We start from the raw sequence: 14,907 nt of genomic DNA on the forward strand, positions 1-14,907 counted from the left end.
TCTCCCTGGGGCGCCGGACCCGCGATTCGAGAGACTCTCAGACCGGCTTCCTCAGAAAGCCCTGGTTGGCGCCATTGCGGTTGGGCGCGAAGCCGTTGGCCTGAAGCGTCTCGTCCGCGGTTTCGTAAAAGACGCCGATCTGCATGATCTCTCTTGCCTGCTGCGCCGTTGCGATGGGACGGCCAAACTCGCCGGCGATCCGCACGAGTTGCCGGATCTGTTCGACGGAGCTCATCTTGCCCGTGCGGGTCTGATTCCAGAGCACATCTTCGATGCCGCATCGCACATGCAGGCCCAAAGCAATTCCGATCATATTCACCGGCAATACGTTCAGAACCGAACTTTCCACCGTTATCACGGCGCCGTCGGGTGCGGCTCGCAGGAAGTTTGCCAGGTTGTAGATATTCGCCTGATCCATCCCGCCGCTGATCGCGACCCAGTTCATCACCAGCGGACCTTTGTAGACGCCCCGCCGAATCATCCGCTCGATGGTTTCGAAGCTATTGATGTTGTAGCACTGAAACTCGCTCTGGATTCCGGCTGCCGTCAGGCGTCGGATGTGCTCTTCGACCCAGCTCGGATTCGATGGCACGATCATGTCCTTGTACGTCGCGTACAGATGCGGAAATCCGCGCGACACGCCCTTGAAGTCATCCAGGCCAGCGTGCTCCGTCACATTCATTTGCGTGGTGTTGACGGTCACGGTCACCTGGTCGGGCTTCGGATCGAGCTCGGCCAGCATGTGTCGTGTGTCGTCGCTCAGCCATTTGGCTGCCTCACCCTCGGATTCGGGAGCGAAGCTGATCGAGCCGCCGACCTGAATGATCATTTCGGGCACGCGGGCCCGCACTCCGGCAATCAGTTCGTTGAACATGGAGAGCCGCTTGCTGCCGCGGCCATCGGGTTCGCGCACATGCAGATGCAGCACGGTGGCGCCTGCTTCATAGCAATCGACGGCCTTCTGAATCTGGTCTTCCATCGTGACAGGGATGTCTTCCGGGAAATCGGAAGGAATCCAGCCTGGCGCGTAGGGAGCGGCGGTAATGATCAGGGGCTGTTGATTCTCGGGGTAGAGGTGACCGTCAAGGAAATTCATGGTGGTGGCTGTATGAATCGAAAGTTTGAAGTGGAGAGCGTTCAAGGAGAAGCGCCCGGAATGGCTGATTCGAAACGTGTCGTAACTCAAATACGGATAACTAATTCATGTCCACTATTTGATGTCACGCGACATTTCCGCCACGCTGCACCGCCTGCCGACGATAAACACGATGAACGGAAGAACAGCCAGAAGCGGAAGGCAATGCAGAGCGACCTTGAGGCCGACCGCGTCGGCAGCCGCGCCGGTGAGGAATGGGCCGGCCGCGAGACCCAGGATGTTGTTGAAGAGCGTAAGCGTTGCAAACACCGACCCATGAATGGCGGATGACGTTGCGTTGGCAATGATCGGGCTGCATGTGCCAAACGAACTTGCGAGAAAGAACACGGCAAAGGCGAGCAGCACCAGTTGCAGGATGCCCTGTGGCACGAGGAACGCAATCGTCAGCAGCGTGCCGAGCGCGAGGCAGTAGGCAATCGCCATGTTCCATCGCTTGAGGGACGACCCTCCGCTGATCCGGTCCGTGATCACGCCGCACATGAGTTGGCCCACACCGCTGACCAGCACGAGGCCCGCCGCCGTCAACGCCGCCTGACTGACCGACATGCCCCAGTATCGATTCAGATAGCTCGGCAGCCACACGAAGAGCGTTCCCTGGATGAATACCTGCAGCGCACATCCGAGATACGCGCAGAACACCGATCGGCTCGGGAAGATGCCGGCGATGAGCGCGCGGAATGTCAATCTGGCGGACCCATGTGCGGTCGGCGCGGCATCTTCCGGATGCGCGCGTGCGAGCCTTTTCTCCGTCACGACGCAACAGTAGACGATGAGCAGCACGAATCCGAAGATCGCCATCACACCCATGGACCAGCGCCAGCCGAAGTGTGTCGCGACGATACCGGAAAGGGAGACGCCCAGCACCGAGCCGAATGCGGCTGCCGACGTGAAACCGCCGGTAATGCCGGAGCGCATGTGTTTCGGGAAAATGTTCACGAGTATCGCGATGCCGACGCTGCCATAAGCCGCCTCGCCAACGCCCACGAAGAAGCGCGCGATGAGCATCTCCTCGTAATTGCTTGCAATCGCGCATCCCAGGGTGGCGACGCTCCACAGCGCGACCATCACTGCGATGCTTTTCACCCGCCCCCAGCGGTCAGCGAAGATGGAGAACGGCAGCGTCAGGACACCGACCGTGAGCGGCACGACACTGCTGATCGAACCGAGATGCGTGTCGGACATGTGCCACTGGACTTTCAGAATCGGAAAGAGGGCATTCAGCGCCTGTCTCGACATGTAGTCGGAAAGCAAAAGGCAGAACATCAGCGCGAAAACCACCCAGGCGTAGGGGCGGGAGGAAGCGCGGGTCGCGACGTTCAAGGCTGGCATTTCATTTGTGGTCGATAGACTCACTGGTGTCTCCTCTCGTGATTGACGAACTTCTTCACCACGATCGAAGACTATCACTGCATTTAATTTATGTCGACATTAAACGAGTTGGGGTTATACCTCATGCGTGTCGGGCATGGAGGAAGCATAGGCGATCCGACAGCTGGCGGAGCCGGAACTGTCGGGAGCAGTGAGGAGGGAGGGAATCTACGCCCGCCAGGCAGCGGGCATGCAGATGCGGCGAGGAGGCCGCATGCGGAACTTGAAATGCTTTAAGTAGTTCAGTCCAGCGAGGCTACCGGCGCCTTCTTCTGTGACTTCCCGGCGCGGCGCGCTGATACGGGTGCAATCGCCTGAACCGCGGCATCGCGTGCCTCGTCGAGGCGCTGTGCGGCCAACGAAAGCAGCGTTTCGCCGTCGCGGCCGACGACGGCCTTGTGCAACGCGCGCCAGCGTTTGAGCGAAACGCGAATGGACTGCGGATCCGCCACCATGCTCAGCCTCAGATAGCGCAGCGTGCGAAGCGAAATGGATTGCAGAATATCCACCAGCAGCCGGTTGCGGCAGAGATCCACCGTCGCGAAGTTCAGCAGGAAGCTTTCCACCGCATAAGCGTCCGGAGATTCATCGGCCGCCTTGACGAGCCTCGGCAAGCGCTCGGACATGAGCGCTTCCAGCTCGGACGGGCTTTCGTTGGCGACCTGTTCCAGCATCGTCAGATAGAGCACGCTGCGTACGCGGAAAATGTCCCGAAGCTCGTTTTCGTCAGGCGCGGTGACGATCGCCCCTCGTCTCACCTGGAATTCGACCAGCCGGTCCCGCTCCAGGATGCGCAGCGCTTCGCGAACCGGGGCGCGGCTCACATGAAGCACCTCGCTGATGTCCTTTTCGAGCAGGCGCTGTCCCGACTTGAGCAGATCGAGCGTGATGACACCGGCCAGGCGGGCCGCGATCTGCTCTGCTATAGGTGCGGACGCATACCCCGAATCCTGCCCGCGGAGCACGGCGCGCTCGACAGCCAGCATCAATGGATTTTTGGGCGTCAGAAGCGCGGAGAGGTCGGGAAGATTCTGCGTTTTGAGTCGGGCCATGGCGAGTCGGAGCGATCCGCGTCGATTTTTAACAGGCTGATTCTAGGATGCACCGTGTGTAATGTCGACAAAAATATGACGAAGACCATAGTGGTTATTCCGTGCAGACGCCGCAGCGACTTTCCGATAGTTTTACCGGTTGAATTTGACGACCTCGACATGGCTATCTTCGTTCGCAGCGCATCGCTGATCAAGTATTCCACCATCGCCCGTGCGGTCGGCATCGATCCGGTCTGCAAGGTGCGTGAAGCCGGGCTGGACCCTGTGTGTCTGAGCGCGCCTGATTTGCGCATTCCGGAGTCCGGGCTCGCGAGCGTGTTCGCGGAATCGGCGAGATCGTCGGAGCTTCGATCGCTCGGCGTGCGGATCGGGGAGGCGTGGCGTCTGTCGGACTTCGGCGCGGTGAGCCTCTATCTCCAGCATCAGCCGACGCTGCGCCATGTGCTCGAGCAGATCGAGCAGTATCGTCACATGCTGAGCGATTCGGTTTCTATTCGCGTGGCGGACTTCGGCGATGTGTCGCTCGTGCATGTGGTGCTGGTCACCGGTCGGCCCGATCCCGGGCGCGACATCGTCGAGCTGACTGTCGGTGCGGTTTTCAATCTCATCCGCGGCATTCTCGGCGCGCAGTGGAAGGCGCGCAGCGTCTATTTCGCGCACGCCGCGCCTGAGAGCATGCGGTTTCATCGGCCATTTCTGGGACCGAATGTCGAATTCGATTCGGAGTTCGACGCCATCGCGCTCACGCGCGAGGAACTGGATCGGCCCAATCCGCTCGGCGATGCCACGCTCGCACGCTACGCCAAAGAGCTGCTCGATTTGCGGCTACCCGCGCGACCTGCGTCGATAACGGACGAGGTGCGGCGCGCGCTCCATATCCTGCTGCCGCAAGGGCACGGCGCCATCGAACGCGTCGGACAACGCCTCGGCTTCGCGCCCCGCACGTTGCAGCGGCAACTGGAGCAGGCGGGCCAGAGCTTCTCCGCACTCGTCAACGAGGTGCGTGGCGAACTGGCGATGCGATATCTCGGCAATCGCCGCCATACGGTTTCGGATATCGCGATTCTCGTAGGCTTCTCCGAAGTCAGCGCGTTCTCGCGATGGTTCAGCGCGGAGTTCGGCAAACCGCCGACCCGCTGGAGAACGGACTACTTTGCGGACGACGTGCGGGAAACGCACTGACGCGCAGGTCACACGATTCCATCCGCTTCGAGTTGCGTGATCTGCTCGTCGCTCAATTCGAGCAGCGACTGAAGCACTTCACGCGTGCCTTCGCCCAGTGACGGCGGCGCGCGCCGCACCGGCGGACGCGCGCCATCGAAGCGATACGGCGGCGAAAGCACCTGCATACTGCCGGTTTCCGGATGTGGCACGTTCGTGACGAGACCGGAACCCGTGGCCCGTTCGGACGACAACGCTTCATGCAGGCCGAGCACTTCTCCGCATGGAATGCTGGCCTTCTTCAGGCGCTCCAGCAAGACGGCGCGTGTGCGCCGCGCGAGTTCGCGATCGATCTCGGGCAATAGCGTCGACCGGTTTTGCGCCCGGGCGATGTTCGTGCGAAAGCGCTCGTCCTCGGCGAGGTCGGGTCGATCGATGACGTCGCGGCAGAACCGGACGAACTGCGCGTTGTTGCCCACAGTAATGACGAGCGCTCCGTCCTCCGCCTCGAAGACGCCATACGGCACGATCGACGGATGTGCATTGCCGTAGCGCAAAGGGTCTTCGCCCGTCATCAGCGCTTCGAGTCCGTAATACGACGTGATCATCAGCCCGCAATCGAACAGCGCCATTTCGATGTGCCGCCCGCGTCCCGTTTTCTGTCGTTCGAACAGCGCCGCGAGCACGGCCTGTGCCGCATACATGCCAGTGAACAGATCGACGGCGGCGACGCCGAATTTGAGCGGCGGCTGGCTGGCCTCGCCATTCAGTGCCATCAGCCCGGCTTCGCCCTGCACGAGCAGATCGTAGCCAGGACGTTGGGCTTCCGTTCCGGTCGGATCGTAGCCCGAGATCGAGCAGTAGATGAGCGACGCATTGTCCTGCTTCAGTTGCGCGTACCCGAGCCCGAACTTGTCGGCGCCGCCAGGCTTGAAGTTTTGCACCACGACATCGCACTGTCGCGCGAGCGCTCGCGCGATGTCCTGTCCTTCGCTGGTTTGCAGGTCGATCGTGACCGAGCGCTTGTTGCGGTTCGCGCTGTTGAAATAGGACGTCCCTGACGAACCGGCGCGCAAGCCCCAGTCGCGCGTGTCGTCGCCGCGTTGCGGATGTTCCACCTTGATCACCTCCGCGCCGAGATCGCCGAGCACCATGCCGCACCACGGGCCTGCAAGCACGCGGGAAAGATCGAGAACGCGCACGCCGGCGAGCGGCAGCGCAGCAATATGATTCGACATCGAGATTCCTGATGGTGTGGAGAATGAAGCGGGACTTGCGGGGTTCATCGGGCATCGTCATTCGGTTTGCGGTTCGGGCACGCGATCTTCGGCGACGGCGGGCGCCACGTCGCGCTCGGCCGCCGCGATGCGCTCGACATCCCGGTCATAGCTGCGCATGGCTACGACGAAGAACACCGCCGCCACCAGACTGAACAGCGGCGTGAGCGCGAGCGCGTGCTGCAGACCCCAGCGATCGGACAGGATGCCGGCCAGAAACGGACCGACGGCCAGCCCGAACATGTTCTGGAAGAGGGACAGCACGGCGGCGCCCGTCGATCGCATGCCCGGATGAATCACGTCCATCGCGACGCCGGCCACCACGCCCACCGTGCAGTTCATGAAGAACGCGCCCACGACGATCCATCTGAACTGCACATCGCCCGTGTAATGTCCGCCGAATGCGGTAATGAAGATCACGGACGTCGTCACGCAAAGCACCGACAACGCGGGCAGCTTGTTGCGCGGCTTGCGTTGCGCCACGCGTCCCACCGCGATGCCCCAGAACGTGCAGCTCAGCGCGCCGATCAGCACGACCGCCGCCGCCGCTCCGGACGCAGTCTCCGCGGTCATGGCGTGATAACGGTTGAGATAGCTCGGCAGCCACGACCAGATGGCGGACACCGTGATCAGTTGCGCCGCCGCGCCCGCGCAGACGAACAGCAGGGTCGGCGTGCGCGCCAGCGTGCCGAAGATATGGCTGAGCGTTTCACCCAGCCGCTGCGGGGCGCGGCTGGTACCCGATGTCAGCGGCACGGAATCGTAGTCGCGCACGCGCAGGTAGATGAGCGCGAGCACGAGCCCGGGCACGCCCACGACGCCGAACGCAGCCTTCCAGCCCCAGTGCGCCGCGATGATGCCGCCGAGGAACACGCCCAGCACCGAGCCCAGCGACGGCGCCGCGAAGAACGCGCCGAGCGCCGCGCTTCGCAAGCGCCGCGGAAACAACGTCGAGATGAGCGCCGCGCCGACCGAGCCGTAGCCGGTTTCGCCGAGGCCCACGACCGCGCGCGCGGCGAACAACTGGCCGTAGTTGCCAGTGAACATGCACGATATCGTCGCGAGACTCCAGGCGATCGCCATCACGATGATGCTTTTCACGCGCCCCTTCCGGTCAGCGATGAGCGCGACGGGAATGCCGCCTGCCGCCACCACGATCGAGACGATCGACACGAGCGAGCCGAGTTGCTTGTCGCTGAGACCCCATTCGCTCTTGATGTGCGGGAAGAGCGAAACGATCACCTGTCGATCGATGAAGTCGAACAACATGAGCGCGAAGGTCATCGCGAAGGCAAACCACGCTTGCCGCCGGCCTGTGACGTAGCCGTCGTGCGGGCTGGCCGAAGGCGCATCGGGAATCACGTTCATGCTTGCTTGTCTCCTGGAATTTTTTTCGGACGGCGTTCAGAACGGCCGGTCTCCGCGAACGGTGGCGCGCTCCATGCGACGCGGCGCCGGCCAGTAATCGCTCACCGCGTAGTGCTGGGTCGCCATGTTGTCCCAGATCGCCACGCTATTGGGTTCCCAGCGAAAGCGCACCTGATACTCCGGAATGGCCGCCTGACTGATCAGATAGTTGAGCAGCAGGCTCGCGCCCGGCGTCTTGTCCTGTCCGAAGCGCACGTTCCCGGGCGTGTGATAGTTGATGAAGTGAGTCGAGAACGGCCCCACGTACAAGACCTTTTCGCCTGTCTCCGGGTGCGTGCGGACCACCGGATGATCCACCAGCGGGTTCTTCCTGACCAGTTCCTCGCGCTCCTCGGTCGTCAGGATCGCGCCGAACGAATGCTCGATGCCGTGCTTGGCGCGCAGGCCCGCGATCTTCGTCTTGATCTCTTCCGGCAGGCTGTTGTACGCCTCCACCATGTTCACCCAGATGGTGTCGCCGCCGACATCGGGACACGAGATGCAGCGCAATACCGCGGCTCTGGGCGGATTGGCGCGCCATGATGCATCGCTGTGATACGTGTTCTCGAAGTGATCGCGCTTCTCGCTCTTGTAGATCTCGATCAGGCCGGGATAGCCGGGCACCGTATTGGCGACGGGATGATCTTCGAGATCGCCGAAACAGCGCGCGAAGGCGACATGGTCGGCGCGAGAAATCTCCTGGTCGCGAAAAAACAGCACGCGATGTTTCAGCAGCAGCGCCTTGATCTCGGCGAGCAAAGATTCGCTTCGGGCGATGTCCGCGAGGTTCACATCCGTGAGTTCCGCACCGATCGAGCATGTAAGCGGTTTGATTCGCATGGTTGCGCTTTCCTTTAAATCATGAGGTCGGTGAATCGTTACGGGTTCGATTGTGTTGACGACACGCTGCGCGCGCTTGACTGATCGCGTCACGGTTTGGCATTCGGGATGCGAGCCCGACGGGTTTGCGCGTTTACCCGCAGTGTCAGCAAATGCCAAGCAGGTGGCTCGATTCGTCAAGTCCGCTGTCCGCGACAAAACTAGACTGGCTCGGTGGATTGCTTCATTCGGAAGCAATGGGATTGTTTGGCGAGGACAGCAATGACGAGTACACGCGAAGTGGTGGTTCTGGGTGCGGCACGCTCTGCAATCGGAGCATTCGGCGGGTCGCTCGCCCATCTCGAGCCGGCGGAGCTAGCGGGCATCGTCATGAAAGAAGCGGTGACGCGCTCGGGCGTCGACCCGCAGGCGATCAACTACGTGACGGTCGGCAACACGATTCCCACCGAGGGCCGCTTCGCCTACGTGGCGCGCGTGGCGGCAGTGCGCGCCGGCCTGCCGATGCAATCGGTGGCGATGTCCGTGAACCGGCTGTGTTCCTCGGGGCTGCAAGGCATCGTCACGACCGCGCAGAACATCCTTCTCGGCGATTGCGACTATGGTGTCGGCGGAGGTGTCGAGGTGATGAGCCGCAGCGGACATCTTCTCGCCTCGATGCGCAACGGCACGCGCATGGGCGACGCCGTGCTCACCGACATGATGGTCGCGACGCTGACCGATCCGTTCGGCGTCGGGCACATGGGCGTGACGGCGGAGAACCTCGCGCGCAAGTGGAACATCACGCGCGAACAGCAGGATGCGCTCGCCGTGGAATCGCATCGCAGAGCGGCGCACGCGATTGCCGAGGGGCGCTTCAGATCGCAGATCGTCCCGATCGTGAAAGAGACGCGCAAGGGCGCGGTCGTGTTCGACACCGACGAACACGTCAAGCCCGCGACGACGATGGAGTCGCTCGCCAGGCTCACGCCTGCTTTCAGGAAGGACGGCACGGTGACCGCGGGGAACGCCTCCGGCATCAACGACGGCGCTGCGTTCTTCGTGCTCGCCGATGCAGCGGTCGCGATGGCTGCCGGACACAAGCCGATCGCGCGGCTCGTGTCGTACGCGGTCGCGGGCGTGTCCAACGAGATCATGGGCGAGGGCCCGATTCCCGCCACGAAACTGGCGCTCCGCAAAGGCGACCTGACCCTCGATCAGATGGACGTGATCGAAAGCAACGAAGCGTTCGCCGCGCAGGCGATCGCGGTCGAGCGAGGCCTCGAACTCGACCGGCAGAAGACCAATCCGAACGGCGGCGCGATCGCGCTGGGGCATCCGATCGGCTGTTCGGGCGCTTTTCTCGCCACCAAGGCGATCTACGAATTGCAGCGCATCGCGGGCCGATACGCACTCGTGACGATGTGCGTCGGCGGCGGTCAGGGCATCGCCGCCGTGTTCGAGCGGCTGTAAAATCGCGAACCTCGTATAATTGTTGTCGACTTTAATATTATTGGCTGATAGACTGAGTCCAAGCGTGAGGCTGCGTGTCCCCCCGCGTCGATCCTCGACGTCGCCGGGGCACGCATGGGAATCGTGGTTGAACAGCCGCGCAGATCACATCAATAACGATTCGGTATGCATAATAAATAACGAACGGAGACGAAATGAGGAAAGCACGACTTGCGATTGCTGTGATGGCGCCATTGGCGTGTGCACCTGCATTCGCGCAAAGTTCGGTCACGTTATACGGAATCGTCGATACAGGCGTCGAATATCTGACGCACGCGACGCCGACCGGCGGATCGGTTGCGCGCATGCCAGTGATCGGCGGCGGAGACCTGCCTTCGCGATGGGGCCTGAAGGGATCGGAAGACCTGGGCGGAGGACTGAAAGCGATCTTCACGCTGGAAAATGGCTTCTCCCTCTCCAACGGCGCGCTGCAGCAAGCCAGTCGTCTGTTCGGGCGTCAGGCCTATGTCGGACTGAAGAACGGCTGGGGACAGCTTACCTTCGGGCGCCAGTACAGCATGCAGACATGGGCGATGACCGATGCGAACATCGTCGGTCCGGCCGGCATCGGGAGTCTGGGTTCGCTCGACAGCGCGTTGCTGGCCGACCGGTTCGATAACGCCGTCGCCTATATGGGTACGTTCTACGGATTCACCATCGGCGCAAGCTATTCATTCGGCCGCGATGCATCGACGGCCGGCAATTGCGGCGGTCAGGTTGCAGGCGACTTCGTGGCCTGCCGCGGCCTGTCCGCCATGATCAAGTACGACGCGAGCAACTGGGGTGTCGCGACCTCCTTCGAAGAGCTGAGAGGCGGGCAGGGCTCCGCGCCGAATACGGTCGTGCCGGGCGCGCCCGGTGTCGCGTTCACGAACTCCGGCGATACCGATCGCCGCTATCAGGTGAATGGGCATCTCACCGTCGGACCGGTGCGCTTGGGCATGGGCTGGATACATCGTCTCCTTCACGGCGACGTGCGCTCGGTCAAGACGGATGTCGAATACCTCGGCGCATCCGTTCTCTATGGCGCGTGGCAGTTCGACGCCCAGCTTTCGCACATCGGCAATGCCGCCGACGACGCCGATGGCACGCTCGGCATGCTCAGGGCGAACTACTTCCTGAGCAAGCGCACGTCGGTGTATGGCGTCGCGGGGTATATGAAAAATCATGGCAAGGGCGCGATCTACTCGGTATCGGCGGGCACCGCTGTTCCCGCCGCTCCGTTCGGCGGCTCGAATCAGATGGGCTTCGAACTCGGCATTCGTCAGATGTTCTGACGATCCCGACATCGCTTCGCACCATCCCGGAATCATTCACCAAGGAAAGTTGAACATGGCAAAAGCGATTCGCTTTGATGAAATCGGTGGCCCCGAGGTCCTTCGTCTCGAAACCGTTGCGGTCGGCGAACCCGGCCCTGGCGAGGCGCGCGTGCGTCACACCTTCGTGGCGGTCAATTTCATCGACATCTATTTCCGCACTGGGCAATATCCGCTTGCGCTGCCCAATGGCCTCGGCTCCGATGCGGTAGGCGTGGTCGAAGCCATCGGCGAAGGCGTCGATGACATCAAGGTGGGCGACCGCGTCGGCTATCTGCTCGGGCCGCAGGGCGCCTACTCTGACGTTCGCGTGATGCCCGCGGATGTGCTGATTCCCTTGCCCGATGGCATCAGCGACAAGACGGCCGCGACGCTGATCATGAAAGGTATGACCGCGCAGTATCTGTTTCGCCAGGTCTACCCGCTCAAGGGCCACGAAACCATCCTGTATCACGCTGCCGCGGGCGGAGTCGGACTCATCGCCTGTCAGTGGGCGCGCGCGTTGGGCGTCACGATGATCGGCACGGTCAGCTCGGATGCGAAGGCCGAAGCGGCAAAGGCGAATGGCTGCACGCATACCATCGTGACGACGCGGGAAAACATCGCCGAGCGCGTGCGCGAGCTTACCGATGGCAAGGGCGTCGAAGTGGTGTTCGACTCGGTGGGCAAGGACACGCTGGAAGCGTCGCTGGACAGCCTGCAGGTGCGCGGGACATTGGTCAGCAACGGCACGTCGTCCGGTCCCGTGCAGATCGACACGCGCGTACTGGCTCGCAAGGGATCGCTCTGGGTGACGCGGCCCGCGATGGTGCATTACGCGACGCCGCGCTCGCACATGCTGTCGATGGCTCGCGAGCTTTTCGATCTCGTGCTGGCCGGGAAGATCAAGAGCGAGCCGGGGCAGATGTTCGCGCTCGATCAAGCCGCCGACGCGCATCGCGCGCTCGAATCGCGCAAGACGGTGGGTTCCACGGTGCTCGTGCCGTGACGGAGAAGATCAATATCACCTCTGCGACGGTGCTCATCGTGCCGGGCTTGCGCGAACACGTGGCGGACCATTGGCAGACGCTGCTCGCGCAGAAGCTGCCGCGCGTGCGAAGCGTCGCGCCGCTCGAGCATGACAAGCTCAGTTGCGCTGCACGCGTCGCTGCGATCGATCGCGCACTGGCATCGATCGAAGGTCCGGTCATCGTCGTCGCGCACAGTGCGGGCGTGATGATGCTCGCGCATTGGGCGCAGCGCTGCGCCACGCATGCGATTCACGGTGCATTGCTCGCTGCGCCCGCTGATCTCGAAACGCCCATGCCCCCCGGCTATCCGACGATCGACGCACTGGACGAACACGGATGGCTGCCGGTTCCGCGCGGCGTGCTGCCATTCCCGAGCATCGTCGCGGCGAGCAGCAACGACCCTTTGACGCGGCTGGATCGCGCCCGTGAATTCGCGCGGTCGTGGGCAAGCCGCTTCGTCGAACTCGGCGATGTCGGTCATCTGAATCCAGCGTCGGGTCATGGCGAATGGCCCATGGCCGGCGAACTCATCGGCCAGCTTGCCACGCCGCACTAGCGTCACGCGCTGCGCCGCATCGTCCACGTCCGCTCACCACAGCGGACGCAATCAACGCCTCTGCGCGCCGTCTGCCTGCCGCAAGCAAATCTGCCTCTCATTTGGAAATCGACATGAATTTTCTCGACGGTCATCTCTTTCCCGAGAACCAGCAACCGCTGATCATCACGGCCGCGCCGTACGCGCCCGGATGGTTGCCCGGTGACTTCCCCGAAGACATTCCGGTCACGATGGAAGATCAGATCCAGAAAGCGGTGGACTGCTACAACGCGGGCGCCACCGTATTGCATCTGCACGTGCGCGAGCTGGATGGCAAGGGCAGCAAGCGCCTGTCCATGTTCAATCAGCTCATCGCAGGCGTGCGCAAGGCGGTGCCGGAGATGATCATCCAGGTCGGCGGTTCGATTTCGTTCGCTCCCGAGGACGAAGGGCAGGCCGCCAAATGGCTGTCGGACGATACGCGCCATATGCTGGCCGAACTCGAACCGAAGCCGGATCAGGTGACCGTGACGGTGAACACGTCCCAGATGAACGTCACCGATCAGGCGGAAGACGCGGACTTCAAGGGCACGTCGCGCGAGCAGCCCGCGCTGTTCAATGCCTACAAGGAAATGACCGTTCCCGCGCAGCCCGGATGGGTCGAGGAACACGTGCGGCGTCTGACGGCCAAGGGCATTCAGAGCGCCTTCCAATGCTACAACCTCAACAGTTTCGAATCGGTCGAGCGCCTGATGCGACGCGGCTTCTACAAGGGCCCGCTGGTGATGAACTGGGTCGCGATAGCCGGCGGCATGGATACGCCGAACGTCTACAGCCTCGCCAACTTCATTCGCGCCGTGCCCGATGGCGCGGTGGTCACGGTGGAAAGCAACGTACGCAACGTGCTGCCGGTGAACATGTGGGGCATTTCCATGGGTCTGCATGTGCGCTGCGGCACGGAAGACTGTCTCTGGAACCAGTCGCGCACGGAGAAGATCAGCACCGTGAAGCAGATCGAGCAACTGGTGCGTATGTCACGGGAATTCGGACGCGAGATCGCGACGGCGCGGCAGGCGCGCGAGATCTCGCGCATCGGCGTGTTCTACGACACCGTTGAGGAATCCCTGCAGGCCAACGGCTTCGCGCCGAATCGCAATGGCGGCAATCAGGGTTTTCTGCGCAAGACCGCCTGACGCCGCGAGCGAAGTAAAAAGAACACGGCCAGCGATATCCGATGAATGAACCGGATACGCTGGCCGCGATGCTTCAGTAAGGCTTGTCACCGATGATGCCTGCGCGTTCCATCTTGCGCGGGGCCGGCCAGTAATCCATGACCGCGTAGTGCTGCGTGGAGCGATTGTCCCAGACCGCGATGCTGTTCGGTTTCCATCTGAAACGCACCTGATACTCGGGGATTAGCGCCTGGCTTTGCAGATAGTTGAGCAGAAGGCTCGCGCCCGGCGTCTTGTCGAGGCCGTAGCGGACATTCTCGGGTGTATGGAAGTTGACGAAGTGCGTCGTGAAGCTTCCCACGTAGAGGACTTTCTCGCCGGTTTCCGGGTGCGTGCGGACGACGGGATGCTCCACGTCCGGATTTTGCGCAGCGAGCTTTCTGCGCTCCTCGGGATCCATCGCCGCACCGAACGAATGCTCGATGCTGCTTTTCGCCCGAAGGCCCGTGATGCGGCGCTTGATCTCTTCCGGCAACTGCTTGTAGGCCTCGACCATATTGACCCAGATCGTGTCGCCGCCGGTTTCGGGGCACTCGATGCAGCGAAGCACCGCGCCCATGGAAGGCTTCGGCCGCCACAAACCGTCGGTGTGAAAGTTGTTTTCGTAGGGGTTTTTCGCATCCGATCGATAAATCCGCACGAGCCCGGGATGCTCCGGATCGCTTCCCGCAACCGGATGATCTTCGAGATCACCGAACTTGCGGGCGAACGCGACATGTTCCTCGCGGGAGATGTTCTGGTCGCGGAAGAAGAGCACGCGGTGCTGCAGCAACAGTGCCTTGATCTCCGCAAACAAGGACGCATCGCGCGATGCGTCGCCCAGATTGACGCCTGACAGTTCAGCGCCAATGCAGGCGGTGAGCTTTTCAATCTTGATCATCTGCATGTCTCCTGATTCTCTTCATTGTCCGGTAGCCTCCATCATAGGCGCTCGATTTATTCATGTCGACATAAATAAAATGACGACACGCAAGGCCTGCGCAGCCACGCGCTCCAGCGCGATGGCGATGCCCTGTCCGACGCCGATGCACATCGTGCAAAGCGCGTAGCGTGCGCCGGATCGCG

The 14,907-nt window shown here is 62.2% G+C and carries 13 protein-coding genes; 6 read left to right on the top strand and 7 right to left on the bottom strand.

Annotation, left to right across the window (positions count from 1 at the left end):
• Positions 1-37: 37 nt before the first annotated feature.
• The 3 genes from BTHE68_RS24800 to BTHE68_RS24810 form a co-directional block, all read right to left on the bottom strand.
• Positions 38-1,096 (bottom strand): beta-keto acid cleavage family enzyme, encoded by a 1,059-nt coding sequence (locus BTHE68_RS24800; RefSeq protein ID WP_162069181.1) that lies wholly within the window; start codon positions 1,094-1,096, stop codon positions 38-40.
• Positions 1,097-1,210: 114 nt separating this feature from the next.
• Positions 1,211-2,485, bottom strand: a complete 1,275-nt coding sequence (locus tag BTHE68_RS24805) for an MFS transporter (protein WP_502710606.1) — start codon at positions 2,483-2,485, stop codon at positions 1,211-1,213.
• 281 nt (positions 2,486-2,766) lie between these two features.
• Positions 2,767-3,576 (bottom strand): GntR family transcriptional regulator, encoded by an 810-nt coding sequence (locus tag BTHE68_RS24810; protein ID WP_162068923.1) that lies wholly within the window; start codon positions 3,574-3,576, stop codon positions 2,767-2,769.
• Between the two features lie 159 nt (positions 3,577-3,735).
• On the opposite strand from BTHE68_RS24810, the gene BTHE68_RS24815 reads away from it, so the two are divergent.
• Complete coding sequence (locus BTHE68_RS24815) at positions 3,736-4,758, top strand: AraC family transcriptional regulator (RefSeq protein WP_162068924.1); 1,023 nt, start codon at positions 3,736-3,738, stop codon at positions 4,756-4,758.
• Positions 4,759-4,766: 8 nt separating this feature from the next.
• Here BTHE68_RS24815 and BTHE68_RS24820 read toward each other — a convergent pair whose 3' ends face one another.
• The 3 genes from BTHE68_RS24820 to BTHE68_RS24830 are packed head-to-tail and all read right to left on the bottom strand — an operon-like array spanning position 4,767 to position 8,261.
• Positions 4,767-5,975: a CaiB/BaiF CoA transferase family protein gene (locus BTHE68_RS24820; RefSeq protein WP_162068925.1), complete on the bottom strand. Its 1,209-nt coding sequence runs from the start codon at positions 5,973-5,975 to the stop codon at positions 4,767-4,769.
• Between the two features lie 57 nt (positions 5,976-6,032).
• Positions 6,033-7,382 carry an MFS transporter gene (locus tag BTHE68_RS24825; RefSeq protein ID WP_162068926.1) on the bottom strand — a complete coding sequence of 450 codons (1,350 nt, stop codon included), beginning with the start codon at positions 7,380-7,382 and terminating at the stop codon, positions 6,033-6,035.
• Positions 7,383-7,418: 36 nt separating this feature from the next.
• Entirely contained in the window at positions 7,419-8,261 is an 843-nt protein-coding gene (locus BTHE68_RS24830) for a TauD/TfdA dioxygenase family protein (protein ID WP_162068927.1), read from the bottom strand.
• Between the two features lie 261 nt (positions 8,262-8,522).
• Here BTHE68_RS24830 and BTHE68_RS24835 point away from each other — a divergent pair, with 261 nt between their 5' ends.
• From BTHE68_RS24835 to BTHE68_RS24855, 5 genes are all read left to right on the top strand, one after another.
• The gene (locus BTHE68_RS24835) at positions 8,523-9,710 is read left to right on the top strand and encodes an acetyl-CoA C-acyltransferase family protein (protein WP_162068928.1); all 1,188 of its coding nucleotides are present in this window, start codon (positions 8,523-8,525) and stop codon (positions 9,708-9,710) included.
• A gap of 194 nt (positions 9,711-9,904) precedes the next feature.
• On the top strand, positions 9,905-11,026 hold the full coding sequence (locus BTHE68_RS24840) for a porin (RefSeq protein ID WP_162068929.1): 1,122 nt from the start codon (positions 9,905-9,907) through the stop codon (positions 11,024-11,026).
• A 55-nt stretch (positions 11,027-11,081) separates the two neighbouring features.
• Positions 11,082-12,053 carry a quinone oxidoreductase family protein gene (locus BTHE68_RS24845; protein WP_162068930.1) on the top strand — a complete coding sequence of 324 codons (972 nt, stop codon included), beginning with the start codon at positions 11,082-11,084 and terminating at the stop codon, positions 12,051-12,053.
• On the top strand, positions 12,050-12,631 hold the full coding sequence (locus tag BTHE68_RS24850; protein WP_502710601.1) for an RBBP9/YdeN family alpha/beta hydrolase: 582 nt from the start codon (positions 12,050-12,052) through the stop codon (positions 12,629-12,631). The genes BTHE68_RS24845 and BTHE68_RS24850 overlap by 4 nt, the downstream gene beginning before the upstream one ends.
• A 113-nt stretch (positions 12,632-12,744) precedes the next feature.
• Positions 12,745-13,803 (top strand): beta-keto acid cleavage family enzyme, encoded by a 1,059-nt coding sequence (locus BTHE68_RS24855; RefSeq protein WP_162068931.1) that lies wholly within the window; start codon positions 12,745-12,747, stop codon positions 13,801-13,803.
• Positions 13,804-13,876: 73 nt separating this feature from the next.
• Here the strand turns inward: BTHE68_RS24855 and BTHE68_RS24860 are convergent, their stop codons facing one another.
• Positions 13,877-14,719 (bottom strand): TauD/TfdA dioxygenase family protein, encoded by an 843-nt coding sequence (locus BTHE68_RS24860; RefSeq protein ID WP_162069184.1) that lies wholly within the window; start codon positions 14,717-14,719, stop codon positions 13,877-13,879.
• Positions 14,720-14,907: the final 188 nt, after the last annotated feature.

Origin of the sequence: Burkholderia sp. THE68 (assembly GCF_009938265.1) — a bacterium.
Lineage (GTDB): Bacteria > Pseudomonadota > Gammaproteobacteria > Burkholderiales > Burkholderiaceae > Caballeronia.